This is a genomic window from Pseudotabrizicola sp. 4114, assembly GCF_031457365.1.
GTDB lineage: Bacteria > Pseudomonadota > Alphaproteobacteria > Rhodobacterales > Rhodobacteraceae > Pseudotabrizicola.
This window is the reverse complement of sequence record NZ_JAVDWP010000001.1, coordinates 252,816-273,624: the sequence shown is the minus strand read 5'-3', so window position 1 is coordinate 273,624 and position 20,809 is coordinate 252,816. Positions and strand designations below refer to the sequence as shown.

Sequence of the window (20,809 nt, the reverse complement as noted above, 5' to 3'; positions counted from 1 at the left end):
AATACTCCGGGGTCGCCGGATGGTGCGCCACTGGTTCGAGAACCAGCCGGCGACGGGCAGCGCCCCGGGCGGTCACGCCTCACTCCGCCGCCATGGCCATCGCGACAGACGACCCGCGATAATACTCCTGCGCCGCCGCCACACCCGACCCCAGCGTAACCGGCCAGCCCAGGTCGGCCATGCACATCTCTGCGGTCGCAAGGCCGGACAGCACCATCACATCGGTGAGCATGCCCAAGTGCCCGATGCGGAACACTTTTCCTGCCACTTCGCCCAAGCCGACGCCAAAGGCCACGTCGTACTTATCCGCCGCCAGCTTCACCAGATCGGTGCCGTTGCAGCCCTCGGGCACCACCACGGCAGTTACGGTGTCGGAGTACAGGTCGGGCGACACCGCGCAGGGGGTCATCTCCCAGGCCGCAACAGCGCGGCGGACGCCTGTCGCAAGGCGGTGGTGGCGGGCGTAGACCGCGTCCAGCCCCTCATCCTCCAGCATCTCAACCGCGCGGGCCAGCCCGGCAATCAGGCCGACCGGCGGGGTATAGGGAAAGCCACCTGCGGCGTAGCTTTTCAGCATGTCCTTGAAATCAAAGAAGGTGCGCGGCAGGGTGGCGCTCTCCATCGCCGCCAGCGCCTTGGGGCTGACGCCGAGGATCGCAAGGCCGGCGGGCAACATGAACCCCTTCTGGCTGCCCGCCACCGCGATATCGACGCCCCATGCGGCCATCTCGAACGGCATCGACCCGATCGAGGACACGCCGTCAACCATCAGCATCGCCTTGTGGCCCGCCGCATCCATCGCGCGGCGCAGTCCTGCGATGTCGGACCGCACGCCGGTGGCGGTCTCGTTATGGGTGGCCAGCACCGCCTTGATCGTGCCGGTGGTGTCGGCGTTCAGCGCGGCTTCGATCTTGCCCAGCGGTGCGCCCTGCCCCCAAGGGGTCTCGATGATCTGCACCCGCAACCCGTGGCGTTGGCACAGGTCGATCCAGCGGTGGCTGAACATGCCAAACCGCGCGGCCAGCACGGTGTCGCCGGGCGACAGGGTGTTGGTGATCGCGGCCTCCCACCCGCCGGTGCCGGTGGAGGGCAGGATGATGACCTCGCCCTCGGTCATCTTCAGCACCCGGCGCACGCCTGCCACCGCTGGCCGGAACAGCCGGGCAAAGGCTGGGGAGCGGTGGTCGAGGGTGGGCATGTCGCAGGCCTTGCGGATCCCCTCGGGGATATTGGTCGGGCCGGGGATGAAGACGGGGTTCTGGGACTGCATGACGGCTCCTCCAAGCTTTGATTGAGCTGATCTTAGGCGATGTAACACAGTGGGACAATTTTTTCGAAAAGGTTTTTCATTTTATTGGGAGGTCGCTATTTTTCTGCTATATCAGCTGGTAAGCGTTTTTCATCAGAACCCGCAGGTGTGAGACATGGCCGATACCCCCCGCCCCCGTGGTCGCCCGAAGGCGTTTCACGACAAGACCGATCAGAACACGGTGCAGGCGCTGGACCGGGGGCTGACGCTGCTGGAACTGGTGGCGGCGCGGCCCGGATTGTCGCTGTCGGAACTGGCGGCCGAGAGTGGCGAGGCGGTGGCGACGGTGTTTCGCGCGCTGGTCACTCTGGCCGGGCACAACATGGTCGAAGACGAGGAAGGCGGGCAGCTGTGGTATGTCGGGCCGGGCGCGTTCCGGGTCGGCAACAGTTTTCTGCGCCGGACCAAGGTGGTCGAACGGGCGCGGCAACCCATGGATGCACTGATGCGCGACACCGGCGAGACTGCCAATCTGGGCATCGAGGCCGGGGATGAGGTGCTGTTCCTGAGCCAGGTCGAAACCCATGAGGCGATCCGCGCGTTTTTTCCGCCCGGCACCAAGGCCCCGATGCATGTGTCCGGCATCGGCAAGGCGCTGCTGGCCTGGTATGGCGAGATCAGGGTGCGGCGGGTGATCGAGCGCAAGGGGCTGGAGCGGTTTACCGACGCGACGCTGGGCACCGAGGCCGATCTTTTGCGCGATCTGGCCACCACGAGGGCGCGGGGCTATGCGATTGACGATCAGGAGCGCGCGACAGGTATGCGCTGTGTGGCGGCGCCGATTTTCAACAGCCATGGCGAGCCGGTGGCCGGGCTGTCGGTGTCGGGGCCTGCGTTCCGCATCGCCCTGACGGACACCGCACGCATCGGCGCGCTGGTGCGGGCGGCGGCGGATCAGGTGACAGAGGCGACGGGCGGCCAGCAGCCCTGAAACGCCGCGCCCCTCGCGCCCCGGAGGGCGCGATGAGCGGGTGGTGTCAGGCGAACTTGTTGTCGCGCGGGAAGCCGCGCGGGGCCATCTTGCCCGCACCGGCACGGGGGCCGAGCCATTCAGTCAGGTCCGGTTCCGACCGGGTGCGACCGGCAGGGTCTTTCCATGTCAGACCATCGGCCAGCGTGAAGGTGATGGCATCGGACAGGCCGCCATCCTTGTACTTTTGCAACCGCACGCCCTTGCCCCGGGCCATTTCCGGCAGCTCGGACAGCGGGAACACCAGAACTTTGCGATTTTCGCCCACAACGGCCACGTGATCGCCGCGCGCCACCGTGACCACGGCCGTGGTAACCCCTTCGCGCACCGTCAGCACCTGTTTGCCCGCGCGGGTCTGGGCCAGCACCTCTTCGCCCGGAACGATGAAGCCATCGCCGGCGGAGGAGGCAACCAGCAGCTTCTGCCCCGGTCTGAACACGGTCAGATAGACGATTTCGGCATCATTGGGCAGATCAACCATCAGCCGCACCGGCTCGCCCATGCCACGCCCGCCGGGCAGGTTGGCCCCGATCAGCGTGTAGAATCGGCCATTGGCGGCAATGAGCAAAATCTTGTCCGTGGTCTCGGCGTGGAAGGCAAAGCGCGGGCCGTCGCCGTCCTTGTACTTCTGGTCCGCTGTCAGATCGACATGGCCTTTCAGCGCCCGGATCCAACCCATTTTGGAGCAGATCACGGTGATCGGTTCGCGTTCGATCATCGCCTCATAAGGCACATCCTCGATCACGCCCGCCTCGGCAAATTTGGTGCGGCGGTCGCCCAGTTTGGTGCCCTTGCCGAATTGCTTGCGGACCGCCTCCAGCTCGACGCCGATCTGCTTCCATTGCAGACGGTCGCTTTCCAAAAGATCGGCCAGCCCGGCGCGTTCCTTCATCAGCGCATCGCGTTCGGCGATCAGCTCCATCTCTTCGAGCTTGCGCAAGCTGCGCAGGCGCATGTTGAGGATGGCCTCGGCCTGCACCTCGGTCAGCTCGCCCTCACCCGGAGCGGGGGTGACGTAGTCTTTTTCCGACACGGCGCGGGCGTGGGGCTTGCCCCAGTCTTCGCGCATCAGCGCGGCCTTGGGGTCGGTGTCGTAGCGGATGATGTCGATCACCCGGTCGAGGTTCAGGAAGGTGATGATGAAGCCTTCGAGAATCTCCAGCCGGTGGTCGATCTTTTCGACCCGGTGTTCGGACCGGCGGCGCAGCACGTTGCGGCGGTGATCGAGGAAGGCCTTGAGCACTTCCTTGAGGCTGCAGACTTTTGGCACCTTGCCGTCGATCAGCACGTTCATGTTCAGGCTGAACCGGGTTTCCAGATCGGAATTGCGGAACAGCGTGCCCATCAGCACATCGGGGTCCACGGTTTTGGCGCGGGGCTCCAGCACGATGCGGACATCTTCGGTCGATTCGTCGCGCACATCGGCCAAGAGCGGGATTTTCTTGGTCTGGATCAGCTCGGCCAGCTTTTCGATCAGCTTGGATTTGGCGACCTGATAGGGAATTTCGGTGACGACGATCTGCCAGGTGCCCCGGCCCAGATCCTCCACCTCCCACTTGGCGCGGGTGCGGAACGAGCCGCGACCGGTCTCGTAGGCGTCGAGCATCACCGAACGCGGCTCCACCATGACGCCGCCGGTCGGGAAATCGGGTCCGGGGATCAGGTCGACCAGTTCGGAGGTGGTAATGTCGGGGTTGCGCAGCATGGCGTGGCAGCCCTGGATCAGCTCATCCAGATTGTGCGGCGGGATGTTGGTGGCCATGCCGACGGCAATGCCGCTGGACCCGTTGGCGAGCAGGTTCGGAAAGGCGGCGGGCATGACCACCGGCTCTTCGAGCGTGCCGTCATAGTTCGGGCGGTAATCGACCGCGTTTTCGGTCAACCCTTCCATCAGGGTTTCGGCAATCGCAGTCAGCCGCGCCTCGGTATAGCGGCTGGCGGCCGGGTTATCGCCGTCGATGTTGCCAAAGTTGCCCTGCCCGTCGACCAGCGGGTAGCGCACGTTGAAATCCTGCGCCAGACGCGCCATCGCATCATAGATCGCCGAGTCGCCATGCGGGTGGTAGTTGCCCATCACGTCACCGGCGATCTTGGCCGATTTGCGAAAAGCACTGGTGGCCGACAGCCGCAGCTCGCGCATGGCATAGAGGATGCGGCGGTGCACGGGTTTGAGCCCGTCACGTGCATCGGGCAACGCGCGGTGCATGATGGTGGACAGCGCATAGGTCAGATACCGCTCCCCAATGGCGCGCGACAGGGGTTCGGCGATTTCGACAGGCTCTATCTTGGGGGGATTGGCTTTATCTGACATGGATGTGGTGTAATGCGCGGGGCGGGATCGGTCCAGACCGAAATTCGCAGAAAGCAGAGGGGGAAGGCGGGAACTGTTTTCACCTTTGCCGCGTTGGGCGCTATGCTAATATCCATATGTGTATAGGTGAATCGGGTGCCCACATGATCCGTCTGCTGCTGCTGCTTTGCGCCGGAATTTTTGTCACACTTCAGATTGTCGGGCAGGATCGCGGTCAGACCCGCTTTGGCCTGATGGCGGACGACCGGCAGCCGGTGCGGACCCCGATGGTCCGTGTGGCCGAACCTGCACCGGTGCAGGCGGCAAGCGGTGCCGGCATCGTGCCGGCGGTCTTTGCCCCGGCCCAGCCGCTGATCACGCCGGTTGCGCAGCCAAAGGCGGTCGAAGCGGCGGTCACGGTTGCCGAGGATGTGAAATATGTGACCGGCCGCTCGGTCAACGTGCGCTCTGGCCCGTCCACGCAGAACGCTGTGGTGGGGCGGCTGACGCGGGGCGAGGCGGTGAGTGTGATCTCTGACGAGGGGAATGGCTGGGCGCGCGTGCGGGTCGAAGGCGATGGCATCGACGGCTATATGGCGATCTCTTTCCTTGCGGACGCACCCTGAACCGCTGGCGGCACGTGTCAGGTCGCAACCCACCCCAGCAGGCGTGACAGCCAAGGCCGGGGTCTGATCCGGATTGTCAGCCCGCCATTGCCACGATCCCCAAGTTCGAACCGGTTTGCAGGCGGGGCGCCTGCCTCGGCTGCGGGGCGTTCGACTTGCAGACGGGCTTGCAGCAGCCGTTCCAGCGTATCGCCCGAAAGGGCGCTGGGCGGTTCCCAGACTTCGGCCGCAAGGGCCGCGCGGATGGCGGCAAGGTCGGGGGCAAAGCCACGCTGCGCCGCCCATGCCGCTGAACCTGCGGCAAAGGCATCGACCAGCGCCGCCCGGTCTTGCGGGGAAATCGCGGACCGGGCGTCACGGGCGGGCGGATGGATTGCAAAGAAGCCACGCAGCACCAGCATGCGCTGTTCCTCGGAGGTCAGCATGCTGTTGAGCAAGCGCGCCGCCGCGACCTGATCCCGGTCAGGTGTCGGATAGCTCTGGTTCGGCGCAAGCTCGGGCGGGTCATTGGCGAGCGCTTCATGGCCGGCGGCCGCCACAAACGCTGGCCAATGCCCGTTTTCCCGCGCCATTCTGTCGTGATCCATCAAGATCACCGGACGACCGGAAAACGCTTCGAACGGCGCGAACAGGGCCGGAAAATCCGTCAGCGCCGCCCCGTAATCAACCAGAAACTCCTGCAGGCTGCGCGCGCCACGCCGTTGGCCGTTGCACACCATTTCGCGATAGAACATCTCGGCCCAGTGATCGGGGCGGCGGGCAAAGGCCACGACCTGACAGGTTTCAAAATCGGCCAGCCGGTGGAACAGGGCCGCAAGCAAGGCGTCGCGGTCATCGGTGATCGGGGCCAGCATGTTTTCACAAGACAGGATCACGGTCCTGGCCCTGGATGCCTTTATTTCAGCGGCCAGTTCGCTCCAGACTTCGTCCTGACGGTTGCGCGCGGCGACCAGCAGACCAAGGTGGCCGGGAAACCCGCCCTGACGCACGGCAAAGAAACTATCTCCGGCAAGGCCGGTTTTGGGAAACAGGACCCCAGCGGCCCGCAGGCGGCCCTGACGGGCCAGAAGCGCACGCTGCAAATAGGTGGACCCGGTCTTGTGCATGCCGACATGCAGGACCAGATGCCGCCCCCGCACCCCCGACAACACCGCAGGTGCTGCGCTGACCGTCCGGCGTGCCTCTATGCTGGCAACCGCCCCCGGCATGTCGCCAGCGCGCAACTGCCGGTGAATGTCAAAGAAATCCAGTCGCCGGATGTTGAGCTTGCGGGTTTGCATGCCGACCCGCGACACCAGCTTCAGCACCGGATCGTCAAAGATCTGCTGGCCGAACCGATCCTCTCCCAACAGGGCCGTGATCCGCTGGCCCAGATCGACATAGGCAGGATCATCGCCCCGCGCGACCAGCGGCAACAGGTCCAGATCCCAGATCAGGCGCGACAGGGTGTTGAACAGCTCGCGCCGCAGGAACCGCGGGGGCACATCGGTTTGGGCTGCGTATCCGCGCATGTGCGCCATGCATTTTTCCAGAAGCTGGATTTGCAGACGGTGAATGAACAGATCCGGCTTTGTCACCGAAATGGACCCGGCCCGCCGCCGCCAGACGCGGACAGGCTTTGCCAGACAGGCAATACGCTCGGCCGCGGTCACGGTTTGCAGAACGAACAGGCGGTCTTCGAATTTGGCCTGCGCCTCGTCGAACAAAAGATCGCGCGCCACCAGAAAATCACGCCGATAGATCGACGACCAGGACGACGTGATGAACTGAGCATGTTCCACGCCTTTTAGACCGGCCCCGGTCTTTTCCTGCGAGAACAGCTTTTTGTCGCGCGGCAACAGGGTCAATGCCGGTGACCCCACATTGCTGAGGCAACAATTGGCATGGGTGATGTCGGCCCCGGTCTGTTCGGCAAAGGTCAGCTGCGCCGCCAGACCTTCGGCAAGGTAGTAGTCATCCGCGTCGAGAAAGGCGATTCGGCGGGCTTGCGTGGCCGCGATGCCGGTGTTTCGCGCGGCTGAGAGGCCAAGGTTTTCAGGATGGTGCAACACCCGCACCGATGCGGGCAAACCCATGCGGTCAAACGCCGCTTCGTCATAGACCGCCGGGTTGTCATTGACGACGATGATTTCGGTGTCGGGGATGCCCTGCGACAGAATGGAATTCAGCGCGAGCCCGATATAGGCCGTTTCATTGTAGAACGGAACGATAACCGCCAGCCGGTTGTCTGACACGATGGTCTGGCCCGTCAGAGACTTTCCGGATTATCAGGCTCCGGGTCATCTGCCGAGGCGGAAAAACCAGCCCCCAACAAACCAAGCGCCGCCAGCAACACCAAGAAAAGTTCCACCGCTGCATACCTTTCACCAAAACATTCCAGAAACTTGAAGAAAATGCTCAGGCATGTCAATCATGTCAAAAGACGCAGACGACAATGCGTGCAGACTGATGAGTTTCTCATCCAAAATCGAAACAATGCAGGCAGGCAGGACCGTTTCATGCAGCGCAATGTGCTTATCACCGGCTGTTCGTCGGGAATCGGGCTGGATGCCGCACGCGGGTTGCGGGCGCGGGGCTGGCGGGTGTTTGCCAGCTGCCGTCAGCAGGCCGATTGCGACCGGCTGATCGCCGAGGGCTTTGACAGCCCGCGGCTGGATTACGCCGATGAGGCCAGCCTTGAGGCGGCGCTGGCGCAGGTGCTGGAGGCGACCGGCGGCACCTTGGACGCGCTCTATAACAACGGGGCCTTTGCCTGCCCCGGCGCGGTGGAAGACCTGCCGCGCGGTGCGCTGCGCGAGATTTTCGAGACCAACCTGTTTGGCACCCATGACCTGACCCGGCGGGTGATTCCGGTGATGCGGGCGCAAGGCCATGGCCGGATCGTCAACTGCTCGTCGGTGCTGGGTCTGGTGGGCATGAAATGGCGCGGGGCCTACGTTGCGACCAAATTCGCGCTGGAGGGGCTGACCGATGTGCTGCGGATCGAGATGCAGGGCACCGGCATCCATGTCAGCCTGATCGAGCCCGGCCCGATCACCAGCCGGATCCGGGCCAATGCGATCCCGCATTTCGAGAAGTGGATCGACTGGGAAGCCTCGGCCCGCGCCCCGGAATACGCCGCCTTGCGCGGGCGGCTCTATGAAAGCCGGGGGCCAGACCGGTTTGAGCTGCCGGCGCAGGCGGTGACGCAAAAGCTGATCCATGCGCTGGAAAGCCGCAGGCCGCGCGCGCGCTATTACGTGACCACGCCGACCCGGCTGATGGGGGCCTTGCGGCGCATTCTGCCGACGCGCACGCTGGACTGGCTGATCGCCAAGGGCTGAGGCGCCTGCGACAAAAGGAGCCACCTCGGGGGGCATCGAGCCCCCGCTCGGTGGCGTTACCACGGGATGCGGGGCCGTACCCGCAGCTCTGCGGCGGTGCGCGGCTGTGGGGGCGGACGCTCCGCGGGGAGTATTTTCAAAAGCTGCAACTGCAAAAGCGCGGCCTTTGCCATTGCTGCTTTGCAAATACTCCCCGCGGAGCGGTTCTGCCGTTGACCGGCGCGCAAATTTCGCCTTCGCTTTTGCCCGATTGCCGCCTAAGTCATGCGGACAGGAAGGGGATACCCATGCTCAACGATCCGCTGTTCATTCTGGCTGCCGTGGCCAGCCTTGGGGTTCTGATCATTCTGATGATCGGGATCGGGGGCTTTGCCAAGGGCGGTGATTTCAACCGCAAACACGCCAACCGGCTGATGCGTTACCGCATCGCAGCGCAGGCTTTGGCGGTGCTGCTGATCGTGGGCTTCGCCTATCTGCGCAGCAAAGGGGGCTGAGACATGGTTGTTCTGTCGAAAATATATACCAAAACCGGCGATGCCGGGGAAACCGCCTTGGGCAATGGCGCGCGCGTGGCCAAGCACAGCCTGCGGGTGTCGGCCTATGGCACGGTGGATGAAACCAACGCGACCGTGGGTCTGGCGCGGTTGCATGCCAGTGCAGAGATGGATGCAGCCCTTGCCCGGATCTCGAACGATCTGTTCGATCTGGGAGCGGATCTGTGCACCCCCGACATGCACAAGGACAAGGACCTGTCTTATACCCCGCTGCGGATGATCGCGGGGCAGGTCGCCCGGCTGGAGCAGGAGATCGACATCTGGAACGCGCGGCTGACGCCGCTGCGCAGCTTTATCCTGCCCGGTGGCAGCCCGCTGGCCGCGCAGCTGCATCTGTGCCGCACCGTGTGCCGCCGCGCCGAGCGGCTGGTGGTGGAACTGGGCACGCTGGAAGAGGTCAACGCCGAGGCGGTCAAATATCTGAACCGGCTGTCGGACTGGTTCTTTGTCGCCGGGCGGATCGCCAATGATGATGGCAAAGCCGATGTGCTCTGGGTGCCCGGTCTGACCCGCTGAGTGCGGTGCAACGTGGCGTTCCGGGCGCGCCGCGCGTCGATTTTGCACTGTCATGGTGGGGAAAGACCCGTTAGGTACCCATGCAGAGAGCTTGAACATATGGGAGATTTGCGTCGATGAAGGTGCTTGTGCCTGTCAAACGTGTGATCGACTACAACGTGAAGGTGCGCGTGAAAGCGGACGGTAGCGGTGTCGATCTGGCCAATGTGAAAATGTCGATGAACCCGTTCGACGAGATTGCCGTCGAAGAGGCGATCCGGTTGAAGGAAAAGGGCATTGCGACTGAGGTGGTCGTGGTGTCGATCGGCGTCAAGCAATCTCAGGAAACGCTGCGCACAGCACTTGCGATGGGGGCGGACCGCGCCATCCTGATCGAGGCGACCGACACGGTGCAGACCGACATCGAGCCTCTGGCCGTGGCCAAGCTGCTGGCGGCTGTGGTCAAGGAAGAAGCGCCCGGTCTGGTGCTGTGTGGCAAACAGGCGATCGACAATGACATGAACGCCACCGGGCAGATGCTGTCGGCGCTGCTGGGCTGGTCGCAGGCCACCTTTGCCAGCGAGCTGGTGATTGACGGCGACACGGCAAAGGTCACGCGCGAAGTGGATGGCGGGTTGCAGACGATTTCGGTGAAAATGCCGACGATTGTCACGGTCGACCTGCGCCTGAACGAGCCACGCTATGCGAGCCTGCCCAATATCATGAAGGCCAAGGCCAAACCGCTGGCCGCCAAGACCCCCGCCGATTACGGCGTGGATGTCACCCCGCGCCTGTCGGTGGTCAAAACCGTGGAACCCGCAGGCCGCAAGGCCGGGATCAAGGTCGGGTCGGTGGATGAGCTGATTGCGAAACTCAAAGACGAAGCGGGGGTGATCTGATGGCTGTTCTCCTTCTGGCCGATGTGAATGACGGGCAACTTGCCACCGATGCGGTGGCCAAGACTGTAACGGCAGTGAAGTCGTTGGGCGATGTGCATATCCTGGTCGCGGGTCAGGGCGGTGAATCCGCTGCGGCCGAGGCGGCAAAACTGGATGGCGTGGCCCGCGTGCTGTTCGCCGATGACCACGCCTATTGCCACGGGCTGGCGGAATCGACCGCGGCGCTGATCGTGTCTTTGGCGGGGGACTATTCCCACATTGCCGGCGCCTCGACCGCGTTTTGCAAGAATGTGATGCCTCGGGTTGCGGCACTCCTGGACGTGATGGTGCTGTCGGATGTGACGGCGGTGATTGACGACGACACCTTCGAGCGCCCGATTTATGCCGGGAACGCGATCCAGACCGTGAAATCGTCGGATGCGACCAAGGTGATGACCATCCGTACCGCCAACTTTACCGGCGTGGGCTCGGGTGGGTCGGTTGCGGTGGAACCGGTGACGGGGCCTGTTGAGGCGCTGTCGTCCTGGGTTGAGGACAAGGTGGCGTCATCTGACCGGCCTGATCTGACCAGCGCCGGGATTGTGGTGTCGGGCGGACGCGGCGTCGGGTCGGAAGCGGACTTCAAACTGATCGAAGGGCTGGCCGACAAGCTGGGCGCTGCGGTGGGTGCAAGCCGTGCGGCAGTCGATTCGGGCTATGCGCCGAACGACTGGCAAGTGGGCCAGACCGGCAAGGTCGTGGCACCGAAGCTGTACATCGCTGTCGGAATTTCCGGGGCGATTCAGCACCTTGCGGGGATGAAGGATTCCAAGGTCATCGTCGCGATCAACAAGGATGAAGAGGCCCCGATCTTCCAGGTGGCCGATTACGGGCTGGTGGGTGATCTGTTCACCCTGGTGCCCGAATTGACGGAAAAGCTGTAAGCTGCTCTCACGATGTACGGCAACGGGCGCCCCTGACCGGGCGCCCGTTTGCGTTCAGAACAGGCGCAGCAGCTCTGGCCCCAGCTGGTCGGCGATCTGGCGATGCACGGCCGGGCCGGGCAGGCCCTGTGCTGCGGGCGCATCAAACGGCGCATAGGCCATGCCAGAGGTGCCGCGCAGCACCGCATCAGGCGAGGCCACAACCTCGACGTAGCAGGTCACCTGCGCGCGCAGGACCGCAACCATCTCGGCATCGACCAGCAGAGGATCATGCGCCAGATCGGACCGCCGCCCCGGCGCGGGCGGCGGGGTGTTGGCGACCCAGAGCAGCAGGGTTTTGCACGGCAGCGAGGCGATCAGCGTTTTCATCCGCGTGACCCATGCAGCGCGCAGCTCTTCGGCCAGTACCTCGAACCGGTTTTCAGAGACGGCCTGCAACGTGCTGAGCATATGGCGGGTAAAGCTGAATTCGGTAAAATCCACCTCACGGTAGATGTTGCGCAGATAAGACGACGCGCGCAGAAAGCGGTCATTGCGCCGGGCATGCACCGAATAGAACCGGTTCGTCAGGTTCTGCGCGCCGACAATCTGCACCACAGCCAGCCGCGCCCGCGACGCGGTTTCGAGCACATCGGGGTCTTTGAGATACAGATCCAGCCCGGCATTCACAAAGCCCAGGTTGACCATACGCAGCCCCGTCGCCGCCTCGATCAGCGCCGGAAAGGGTTCAGGCACGAATTTGCCATAGGTTTCGGTGCCGCCGAGTGTCACCACATAGGGACGGTCCAGATCCCGGCGCGGGCCCCGGAACAGCACCCGCGACATGCCATATCGGCATGGATAATAGTCGAGCGACCCATCGCCCGGATCTTCGAAAGCCATCACACCCACCACAGTTCAGTCACCCGTAATCAGATTTTCCGATTCCCGTTACGAAACCGCTAACTTGCGCATTCGCCGAAAATCCTGCCGATCCGGTCGCGTGCGATGGCGCTGCGACGCAGCGCTCTTGCCCCGCCGTGGCCCGGCGCATAAGGTTGGCGCGGACGACAGAGAAGGAAATCTCAGATGGACATTCGCAGCGTGGGCGTGGTCGGGGCCGGGCAGATGGGCAATGGGATTGCCCATGTTTTTGCGCTTGCAGGCTATGACGTTGTTCTGACCGACGTGAATGAAGCCGCGTTGTCCAATGCCATCGCCACCATCGACCGCAATATCGAACGCCAGGTCTCCCGTGGGAAGGTCAGCGCAGACGACAAAGCCGCCGCCATGGCCCGGATCAGGACCACCCTGAAACTGGCCGAGGTCGGCCCCTGCGATCTGATCATCGAGGCCGCGACCGAGCGGGAAACCGTCAAACAGGCGATTTTTGATGACCTGCTGCCGCACCTGAAACCGCATACGATCCTGACCTCGAACACCTCGTCGATCTCGATCACCCGGCTGGCCAGCCGCACTGACCGGCCGGAAAAATTCATGGGCTTCCACTTCATGAACCCGGTGCCGGTGATGCAACTGGTCGAGCTGATCCGGGGCATTGCGACCGATCAGGAAACCTGGGATGCGATGCATGCGGTGGTGCGCAAGCTGGGCAAGACGGCGGCGAGCGCCGAGGATTTTCCGGCCTTTATCGTCAACCGCATTCTGATGCCGATGATCAATGAGGCGGTTTATACGCTGTATGAAGGGGTTGGCTCGGTGAAGTCGATCGACGAATCGATGAAACTGGGGGCCAATCACCCGATGGGGCCGCTGGAACTGGCCGATTTCATCGGGCTGGATACCTGTCTTGCGATCATGAACGTGCTGCATGACGGGCTGGCGGATACCAAATACCGCCCCTGCCCGCTGTTGACCAAATATGTCGAAGCCGGGTGGCTGGGCCGCAAGACGCAGCGCGGGTTTTATGACTATCGCGGTGAAACGCCGGTGCCGACGCGCTGACCCGCCACGATTTTTCTGCGAAAAATCCGGCAGGCGCGGCTGATTTTTCGCAGAAAAATCGACGGGTCAATGCCGTCGTTCCGTTGGCGTTATCGCCCCAGATCCAGCGTGTGCTGGCGCAGCCAGGCCAGAAAGCCGCGCGGATTGCCTTCCCATTTAGTCAGTTCCGAGGCCGGGATGGCGGCCCCGATGAACGGGCGCTGCGGTTTGAACAGGGCGCGCTTGATTTCATACAGCAGCAAGCCCTGCCGCAGCGTATCTGACAGCTTGTTGGCGATCAGGAACAGACGGCTGTTCTGCCCGGTGAAATGCACCGGAACGATGGTCGCGCCCGAGCGCTGGATCATCTTGTGGGTGAACAGGTTCCACTCCGCCTCGACCGCCGGGCCGAAAAATCCTTCGGACATCGCGACTTTGCCCGCCGGGAACAGGATGATGACCCCGCCCCGCTGCAGGTGTTCCATTGTCAGATTGCGCATCACCAACCCAGCCTCACGCGCGTTCTCCTCATGCGGGAACGGCACCGGGATCATGAATTCCTCGACCTCGGGAATGCCGGTCAGCAGGGACCGGGTCAGGATCCTGAAATCCGACCGCACCCGGTTGACGATCTCGGCCAGAATCATGCCATCGACGAGCCCATGCGGGTGGTTCGAGACCACCACCACCGGCCCGGTCGGCGGAATATGCGCGACCTCTTCCGGCGGGGTGTCGATACGGATGCCCATGTGCCGCAGGGCCTTTGGCCAGAACGGCGAGCCAAACGGCGCGCCGGCGCGTTCAAATTCGCGGATCAGCAGCAGCAGGGTGATCTTGGCGGTCGCCCATTCAATGGCGCGGATTGCCCCGGCCTTGACCGGGTTGGAAAAACTGCCGGCATAGGACAGCCGGCGCATGTCATACGGACGATCGCGCGGCACAAGATCTGTCCCATCACCGATGCGCGTGTCGATCTGCGGATGTTCTGTCACGATCCGTCGGCCTTTCTGCACCACCATGTGGCTCAGTAATCTTCCCCGAAGCGATTGGCCACAAGCGCGCAAAGCGCTTCAGCCAATAGGTCCGCCTCGGCCCCCGTGGTCCGCACTTCAATAGAGGTTCCGCGGGAGGCTGCCAACATCAAAAGCCCCATGATCGAGTCGCCCGAGACGGTCATGCCGTCTTTTGTGACCTGGGCCTGGGCATCAAACGCCTCGACCACTTCGACAAATTTGGCGCTGGCGCGGGCATGAAGGCCCTTTTCGTTGATGATGGACAGGGTTTTATCAGCCAAATTCAGGCACCTCCGCCCAGATCCAGGCTGTTAATGTATTTGCGGCCTGCATCCAGTGCTGCCGCGACGGCATCGGCCACCGGCACCTCACGCGATTTTGTCAGCTTGATCAGCATCGGCAGGTTTGCGCCGTAGATGATGCGCCGGTCCGGGCCGCAACAGGCCATCAGCGACAGGTTTGACGGCGATCCGCCGAACATGTCGGTCACCACGACCACGCCGGCGCCGCGATCAACCGCGTCTGCCGCACCACAGATTTCGGCCTGTTTGGCGGCGCGGTCGTGATCATCCTCGATCGAGATCGCGCGCATGGCAGATTGTGGGCCGACGACATGCTCGACCGCGGCGAGGTATTCGCGCGCCAGCCCCCCATGTGCCACGATCACGATTCCGATCACAGGCCGTCCATCCTTGTTGGTTGCGCACCCGGTCCCGCTGGCCCGGCAGCCGCCCGCCGTTCGAGTTCCCGATGTCGTTTTGACACCGCCCAGCCGGCGTTCGCAAGGGTGTCAGCCATCATTTCCGCTACGGCAACCGATCTGTGTTGCCCCCCGGTACATCCAAACGCAATGCTGACATGCGACCGCCCCTCGGCCAGATGGGCTGGCAGGAGAAAAGTGATAATGTCGCTCAACTTTTGATAGAACTCTTCAAACCGGGCATCCTGATGAATGAAGTCTACAACCTGTGAGTCGCGGCCATCGCTGGTGCGCAGCGTAGCGTCCCAGTGCGGATTGCGCAGGAACCGGCAGTCGAACACCATATCAACGCCGCGCGGAACACCGCGCTTGTAGCTGAAACTCTGCACCGAGACCGCAAGGCTTGGCCCCTGCCCCTGACCAAACCAGCGCGTCACCTCGGCCTTTAGGCCGTGGACGGTCAGATCGGTGGTGTCGATCAGATGATCGGCCCGCGCCTTGATCGGGGCGAGCAGGTCAATCTCACGGTCAACCCCCTCTTCCGGGCTGTCGCTGGGCGCGAGGGGATGGCGGCGGCGGGTTTCGCTGTAGCGTTGCACCAGAACGGCTGGGTGACAGTCGATATACAGCACGCTGAGCTGCACGCCGGGATCACGGGTCAGGCGGTCGATCAGCTCGATCAGGTTGGAGGCGGCAAAGTCACGGTTGCGCACATCAAGGCCGAGGGCAATCGGCTGCACTGTCGGCGGCCCTTCGATCAGCCGGGGCACCAGCGTCAGCGGCAGGTTGTCGATCACCTCATACCCCAGATCCTCCAGCGCGTTGATCGCAGTGGTCCGCCCGGCACCCGAAGGGCCGGTGACCAGAACCAGCTGATGGCCCTGTGGTTGAAGAGGAGCGCTTTCTGTCACGTTTTCCAGCCTGCTACCCACCTCGCCCATACAAAACATAGTGCTTGAGCGAAGAAGGAAAATGGGCCGAATTGCTGCCAAGTACAAGGGAAAGCGGCTGTCCCAATATGGTGATCGTGCGGTGATCGGGCAGCCGAGCGGCCTCAACCCGGTCAAGATCGACCACAAGGGCAAGGCTAGCCTGTGGCAGATTCGGCGCGTTGAGCAGGCCGACACCCCGCGCCTCGATCAGTCCGGCGATGGCGGGGGGGCAGGTGGCAATGATCTGCGCGCGCTGCAAGGTCAGAATGGTCTGGTCATCGGCCACCAGCCCGGCCCCGATCGCCATCAGTTGCAGGGCCAGTGCGGATTTGCCGCGGCCCGTGGCCCCGGTCAGCAGGATCGCCCGGCCCTCAAAGGCGACGGTGGTGGCGTGCAGGGTCAGCGGCGCCGTCATGGCGCGGCATCACACCGGCAGGCCGACAATGAACCGCGCCCCCAGCGGATCAGAGGTGGCATCGGCATGGGTCGGGCGGATGTTTTCTGCCCAGATCACGCCGCCATGCGCCTCGACGATCTGCTTGGAGATCGACAGTCCAAGGCCGGAGTTGTTGCCGAACTGGCCCTGCGGGCGTTCGGAGTAAAAGCGCTTGAACACCTTGGTGAGCGCCTCTTCGGGAATGCCGGGGCCGGTATCTTCGACCACGACCAGCACGCGGTTATCGCGCTTGCGGGTCCAGACCCGCACCGCATCGCCCTCTTCGCAGAATGACACCGCGTTGGAGACCAGGTTGACAAAAACCTGCGCCAGCCGCGCCTCCAGCCCGGAAATCATGATCGGTTCGGCGGGGAAATCGGTGATCAGCTCAACACCTTTTTCTCCGGCCTGCTGACCCAGATAGTCGCACAGGTTGGTCAGGGTCTTGGTCAGGTTGAAAACCTCTTCCTGTTCCTTGACCAGTTCGCTGTCGAGCCGCGAGGCGTTTGAAATGTCGCTGACCAGCCGGTCAAGCCGGCGTACATCATGATCAATCACCTCCAGCAGCCGGGTGCGCTGCTCATCACGCTTGGTCAGATGCATCGAGGCCACGGCAGAGCGCAGGCTGGCCAGCGGGTTCTTGATTTCATGGGCCACATCGGCGGCAAATTGTTCATTGGCATCAATGCGTTCATACAGGGCGGCCACCATGCCGCGCACCGCCACCGACAGTCGGCCGATTTCATCCGGGCGACCGGCCAGATCGGGAATGCGGATGCGCCCCGGCTGCATCTTGCGCGCGTCGCCCAGCTCTGCCGCCGCCGCCAGATCCGACAACGGGTTGGCGATGGTCGAGGCCAGCACAAGGCTGAGGCCAATCGACACCAGCAGCGCCAGCATGAACATTTGCAGGATCTGTTCCCGCTCGTTGCGGACCAGCGCGTCAATCTCGCCTTCGGCGCTGATCAGCGCGACCACGCCCAGCACTTCGCCCGCCCGCTCCAGCGGGCTGACCACGGAAAACAGCGCGCCACCTTCGGCGCCTTTGCCCAGCTTGACCGCGGTTTCCCCGGCGATGGCCCGGTCAAACAGCGCCCGCGCCAGACTTTCCGGATCGACACTGGCCCCACGCCCGCTGCCCGAGGAAAACAGGCGCGATGCGCCATCCCAGACCGCATTCAGAAAGCCGGTGATCACGGTGGACTGGTCCTGCGGCGTCTTTGATGTCTGTCCGGTGGCGGTGCCGATCAAGCGGGCATCCTTGTCAAAGACAAAGATCGAGGTGCCACCACTCAGGCTGATATTGCCCACAGCTTGCGCAAAGGCACTGTCCGGCCCCATGTCAACCACGCCTGTTGCCGGCAGCCGCGCCTCAAACACATCGGCGATCAGCTTCACCTCGGTCACGAAGCCCTGCTCGCGCTGCACCACAAGACTGTCGCGGAACGGGTTAAGGAAGAGCACACCCGCAACCAGCACCACAAGCGCCATCAGATTGAAAATGACGATCTTGCGCGCCAGCGGCGAGTGCTTCAGCGACAACAGGCCGCGTTTGCTGCGGGGCTCGCGCAGAGCATCCTCCGCCCCGTCAGACGATACCCAATCCTCGCCCAAAAGGACGTTTGCGCCCTTTGCGGTGCGCGGATCCCGGAGGCCGATCTGGGGCATCGCGGTCATGCTTCGTTGTAGCGATAGCCAATGCCGTACAGCGTCTCGATGGCGGAAAACTCATCATCCACCGAGCGCATTTTCTTGCGCAGACGTTTGATATGGCTGTCGATGGTGCGGTCATCGACATAGACCTGATCGTCATAGGCCACGTCCATCAACTGATCGCGCGATTTCACAAAGCCGGGACGCTGGGCCAGCGCCTGCAGCAGCATGAATTCGGTCACGGTGAGCGAGACATCCAGCCCCTTCCACGACACCGAATGGCGCAGCGGGTCCATCCGCAGATGGCCGCGCTCCATGATCTTGGTTTCTTCGGTCACCGCCACCTCGCCGGTGACGATGGCATCCTGACGCCGCAACAGGGCGCGGATCCGCTCGACCAGCAGGCGTTGGCTGAACGGTTTCTTGACGTAGTCATCCGCGCCCATCCGCAGGCCCAGCACCTCGTCAATCTCGTCGTCCTTGGAGGTCAGGAAGATCACCGGCATGCTGGTTTTCTGACGGATGCGCTGCAGCAGATCCATGCCATCCATGCGCGGCATCTTGATGTCGAGCACAGCCATGTCGGGCATGCGGCGTGTGAACGCATCATAGGCGGACTGGCCGTCGTTATAAGTCTCAACCTCAAAGCCTTCGGCTTCGAGTGTCATTGATACAGACGTCAGGATATTCCTGTCGTCGTCAACAAGGGCGATCCTTGCCATGATGTGCGTTTCCTTGTGACTGCCCGGTACTCTTATTTTTCTATCATGATCTGTGGAACCGGTCACGGAATCAACAACGAACTGCGAATCACCCGGTTTTGGAGTCCCATCTGGCAAGAAAATTGCCAAGGAATGACTAATTTGCCTCAGTTCCGCAAATCGAGCGGAAATGGTTGCGCTAACCTGAAGATGGTTGCGCTAACTGCGCCAATGCGACCTGTTCCGATGTGTCATCCCTATGTTATATGCGCGGTGTGGATACCCAATGGCCCTGGGTTGCCACCGGTATCCTATTGGTCTGGATACCGAATTCTGACCGAAATTCAGCCCGCGCCACTGCGTGGGCAACGGGAGCTTGCAGAATGAACCACGGACGCGTGAACCCCGATCAAACCCTCGACGCGCAAGGCATCACAGGTTTGGGCAACGTCTATTACAACCAGATCGAGCCTGCCCTTGTCGAAGCAGCCGTTGCGCGGGGCGAAGGGCGTCTGGGCAAAGGCGGTGCCTTCCTGTGCTCCACCGGCCAGTTTACCGGCCGTTCGCCCAAGGATAAATTCGTTGTCCGCACGCCTTCGGTCGAAAAGACCATCTGGTGGGACAATAACGCGCCGATGACGCCCGACGCTTATGCGGTTCTGAAAGCCGACATGCTGGCGCATCTGGCCGGGCGTGACCTGTTCGTGCAGGACCTTTATGCCGGGGCCGACCCGCTGCACCGGCTGGATGTGCGGGTGATCGCGGAACTGGCCTGGCACGGCCTGTTCATCCGCCATCTGCTGCGCCGCCCGGCGGCAAGTGAGCTGGACAGCTTCACCCCGGAATGGACCATCATCAACGTTCCCAGCTTCAAGGCCGACCCGGCCCGCCACGGCTGCCGCTCGGAAACCGTGATCGCGCTGAACTTTGATGAAAAGACCGTGCTGATCGCCAACACCGCCTATGCTGGCGAGAACAAGAAGTCAGTGTTCACCATCCTCAACTACATCCTGCCCGGCAAGGGCGTGATGGCGATGCATTGCTCGGCCAACCACGCCATCGGCAATCCGGTCGATGCGGCGGTGTTCTTCGGCCTGTCCGGCACCGGCAAGACCACCCTGTCCGCCGCCCCCGACCGCACCCTGATCGGCGATGACGAACATGGCTGGTCCGACCGTGGCATCTTCAACTTCGAAGGCGGTTGCTACGCCAAGACCATCAATCTGGACCCCAAGGCCGAGCCGGAGATCTACGCCACCACCTCGCGCTTTGGCACCGTGGTGGAAAACATGGTCTATGATCCCGAAACGCTGGAACTGGACTTTTCCGACAATTCGCTGACCGACAACACCCGCTGCGCCTATCCGCTCGATGCAATTTCGAACGCATCCGACACCGGGCTTGGCGGCCATCCGAAACATGTGGTGATGCTGACCTGTGACGCCTTCGGCGTGCTGCCCCCCATCGCGCGGCTGTCACCAGCGCAGGCGATGTATCACTTCCTGTCCGGCTTCACCTCCAAAGTGGCGGGCACCGAGCGTGGGATCACAGAGCCGACCCCGACGTTCTCGACCTGCTTCGGCGCGCCGTTCATGCCGCGCCGCCCCGAGGTCTATGGCAAGCTGTTGCAGGAAAAGATCCTCAAACAGGGTGCCACCTGCTGGCTGGTCAACACCGGCTGGACCGGCGGCGCCTATGGCACCGGCAAGCGGATGCCGATCAAGGCCACCCGCGCCCTGCTGACAGCCGCCCTTGACGGTTCGCTGGCGGGCGTCGAATTCCGCCGCGATCCGAACTTTGGCTTCGAGGTGCCGGTGGCGCTGGCTGGCGTCGATGCCACCTTGCTCAACCCGCGCGCCACCTGGGCCGACACTGCCGCCTATGATGCGCAGGCCCAAAAGCTGGTCGACATGTTCTCGAAAAACTTCGGCCAATACGTGCCTTACATCGACGACGACATCAAAGCCGCCGCCATCGGCTGATTGCGCACAGACAGCCCGACGTTTGCGATACGTGAAGCATACGGTGATCATACAGTGACCATACTCAGCGCCCGCGTGCC

21 protein-coding genes are annotated in these 20,809 nt (G+C 63.0%); 9 read left to right on the top strand and 12 right to left on the bottom strand.

The annotated features are described in order from the left end of the window. Nucleotides 1–79 precede the first annotated feature (79 nt). Nucleotides 80–1,270, bottom strand: a complete 1,191-nt coding sequence (bhcA, locus tag J2X53_RS01370) for an L-aspartate--glyoxylate aminotransferase BhcA (RefSeq protein WP_349035692.1) — start codon at nucleotides 1,268–1,270, stop codon at nucleotides 80–82. A gap of 154 nt (nucleotides 1,271–1,424) precedes the next feature. Here bhcA and bhcR point away from each other — a divergent pair, with 154 nt between their 5' ends. Then, nucleotides 1,425–2,240 carry an HTH-type transcriptional regulator BhcR gene (gene bhcR, locus J2X53_RS01365; protein ID WP_349035691.1) on the top strand — a complete coding sequence of 272 codons (816 nt, stop codon included), beginning with the start codon at nucleotides 1,425–1,427 and terminating at the stop codon, nucleotides 2,238–2,240. 46 nt (nucleotides 2,241–2,286) lie between these two features. Here bhcR and parC read toward each other — a convergent pair whose 3' ends face one another. Then, nucleotides 2,287–4,590, bottom strand: a complete 2,304-nt coding sequence (gene parC, locus J2X53_RS01360; protein WP_349035690.1) for a DNA topoisomerase IV subunit A — start codon at nucleotides 4,588–4,590, stop codon at nucleotides 2,287–2,289. Nucleotides 4,591–4,733: 143 nt separating this feature from the next. Between parC and J2X53_RS01355 the strand changes: the two genes are divergently transcribed. Continuing rightward, nucleotides 4,734–5,195, top strand: coding sequence for an SH3 domain-containing protein (locus tag J2X53_RS01355; RefSeq protein ID WP_349035689.1), 462 nt, complete (start codon nucleotides 4,734–4,736; stop codon nucleotides 5,193–5,195). Nucleotides 5,196–5,212: 17 nt separating this feature from the next. Here J2X53_RS01355 and J2X53_RS01350 read toward each other — a convergent pair whose 3' ends face one another. Next, entirely contained in the window at nucleotides 5,213–7,429 is a 2,217-nt protein-coding gene (locus J2X53_RS01350) for a glycosyltransferase family 2 protein (RefSeq protein ID WP_349035688.1), read from the bottom strand. 14 nt (nucleotides 7,430–7,443) lie between these two features. Next, the gene (locus tag J2X53_RS01345) at nucleotides 7,444–7,605 is read right to left on the bottom strand and encodes a hypothetical protein (RefSeq protein WP_349035687.1); all 162 of its coding nucleotides are present in this window, start codon (nucleotides 7,603–7,605) and stop codon (nucleotides 7,444–7,446) included. An 88-nt stretch (nucleotides 7,606–7,693) separates the two neighbouring features. On the opposite strand from J2X53_RS01345, the gene J2X53_RS01340 reads away from it, so the two are divergent. The 5 genes from J2X53_RS01340 (at nucleotide 7,694) to J2X53_RS01320 (ending at nucleotide 11,389) form a co-directional block, all read left to right on the top strand. Next, nucleotides 7,694–8,518, top strand: a complete 825-nt coding sequence (locus J2X53_RS01340) for an SDR family NAD(P)-dependent oxidoreductase (RefSeq protein WP_349035686.1) — start codon at nucleotides 7,694–7,696, stop codon at nucleotides 8,516–8,518. 287 nt (nucleotides 8,519–8,805) lie between these two features. Further along, entirely contained in the window at nucleotides 8,806–9,012 is a 207-nt protein-coding gene (locus J2X53_RS01335) for a twin transmembrane helix small protein (RefSeq protein WP_118150357.1), read from the top strand. A gap of 3 nt (nucleotides 9,013–9,015) precedes the next feature. After that, nucleotides 9,016–9,588, top strand: coding sequence for a cob(I)yrinic acid a,c-diamide adenosyltransferase (locus J2X53_RS01330; RefSeq protein WP_349035685.1), 573 nt, complete (start codon nucleotides 9,016–9,018; stop codon nucleotides 9,586–9,588). Nucleotides 9,589–9,704: 116 nt separating this feature from the next. Next, on the top strand, nucleotides 9,705–10,466 hold the full coding sequence (locus J2X53_RS01325) for an electron transfer flavoprotein subunit beta/FixA family protein (protein WP_349035684.1): 762 nt from the start codon (nucleotides 9,705–9,707) through the stop codon (nucleotides 10,464–10,466). After that, entirely contained in the window at nucleotides 10,466–11,389 is a 924-nt protein-coding gene (locus J2X53_RS01320) for an electron transfer flavoprotein subunit alpha/FixB family protein (protein WP_349035683.1), read from the top strand. The genes J2X53_RS01325 and J2X53_RS01320 overlap by 1 nt, the downstream gene beginning before the upstream one ends. A gap of 54 nt (nucleotides 11,390–11,443) precedes the next feature. Here J2X53_RS01320 and J2X53_RS01315 read toward each other — a convergent pair whose 3' ends face one another. Beyond that, nucleotides 11,444–12,271, bottom strand: coding sequence for a DUF6473 family protein (locus tag J2X53_RS01315; protein ID WP_349035682.1), 828 nt, complete (start codon nucleotides 12,269–12,271; stop codon nucleotides 11,444–11,446). A gap of 186 nt (nucleotides 12,272–12,457) precedes the next feature. On the opposite strand from J2X53_RS01315, the gene J2X53_RS01310 reads away from it, so the two are divergent. Further along, nucleotides 12,458–13,333: a 3-hydroxybutyryl-CoA dehydrogenase gene (locus J2X53_RS01310; protein ID WP_349035681.1), complete on the top strand. Its 876-nt coding sequence runs from the start codon at nucleotides 12,458–12,460 to the stop codon at nucleotides 13,331–13,333. Between the two features lie 89 nt (nucleotides 13,334–13,422). On the opposite strand, the gene J2X53_RS01305 is transcribed toward J2X53_RS01310, so the two are convergent. Genes J2X53_RS01305 through J2X53_RS01275 form a run of 7 tightly spaced genes read right to left on the bottom strand, consistent with a single transcriptional unit; the run spans nucleotide 13,423 to nucleotide 18,768 of the window. After that, the gene (locus J2X53_RS01305) at nucleotides 13,423–14,331 is read right to left on the bottom strand and encodes a lysophospholipid acyltransferase family protein (RefSeq protein ID WP_349035680.1); all 909 of its coding nucleotides are present in this window, start codon (nucleotides 14,329–14,331) and stop codon (nucleotides 13,423–13,425) included. A gap of 5 nt (nucleotides 14,332–14,336) precedes the next feature. Further along, entirely contained in the window at nucleotides 14,337–14,606 is a 270-nt protein-coding gene (locus J2X53_RS01300; protein WP_349035679.1) for an HPr family phosphocarrier protein, read from the bottom strand. Nucleotides 14,607–14,608: 2 nt separating this feature from the next. Further along, on the bottom strand, nucleotides 14,609–15,004 hold the full coding sequence (locus tag J2X53_RS01295; RefSeq protein WP_118150349.1) for a PTS fructose transporter subunit IIA: 396 nt from the start codon (nucleotides 15,002–15,004) through the stop codon (nucleotides 14,609–14,611). Further along, a complete protein-coding gene (gene rapZ / locus J2X53_RS01290) occupies nucleotides 15,001–15,966 on the bottom strand; it encodes an RNase adapter RapZ (protein WP_349035678.1) in 966 nt (321 codons plus the stop codon). The genes J2X53_RS01295 and rapZ overlap by 4 nt, the downstream gene beginning before the upstream one ends. Continuing rightward, nucleotides 15,950–16,372, bottom strand: coding sequence for a serine kinase (locus J2X53_RS01285; RefSeq protein WP_349035677.1), 423 nt, complete (start codon nucleotides 16,370–16,372; stop codon nucleotides 15,950–15,952). Before J2X53_RS01285 ends, rapZ begins: the two co-directional genes overlap by 17 nt. Before the next feature lie 9 nt (nucleotides 16,373–16,381). After that, nucleotides 16,382–18,070: a sensor histidine kinase gene (locus J2X53_RS01280; protein WP_349035676.1), complete on the bottom strand. Its 1,689-nt coding sequence runs from the start codon at nucleotides 18,068–18,070 to the stop codon at nucleotides 16,382–16,384. Then, a complete protein-coding gene (locus tag J2X53_RS01275) occupies nucleotides 18,067–18,768 on the bottom strand; it encodes a response regulator transcription factor (RefSeq protein WP_349035675.1) in 702 nt (233 codons plus the stop codon). The genes J2X53_RS01280 and J2X53_RS01275 overlap by 4 nt, the downstream gene beginning before the upstream one ends. 362 nt (nucleotides 18,769–19,130) lie before the next feature. Here J2X53_RS01275 and J2X53_RS01270 point away from each other — a divergent pair, with 362 nt between their 5' ends. Next, nucleotides 19,131–20,729, top strand: a complete 1,599-nt coding sequence (locus J2X53_RS01270) for a phosphoenolpyruvate carboxykinase (protein ID WP_349035674.1) — start codon at nucleotides 19,131–19,133, stop codon at nucleotides 20,727–20,729. The last annotated feature ends 80 nt before the right edge of the window (nucleotides 20,730–20,809 follow it).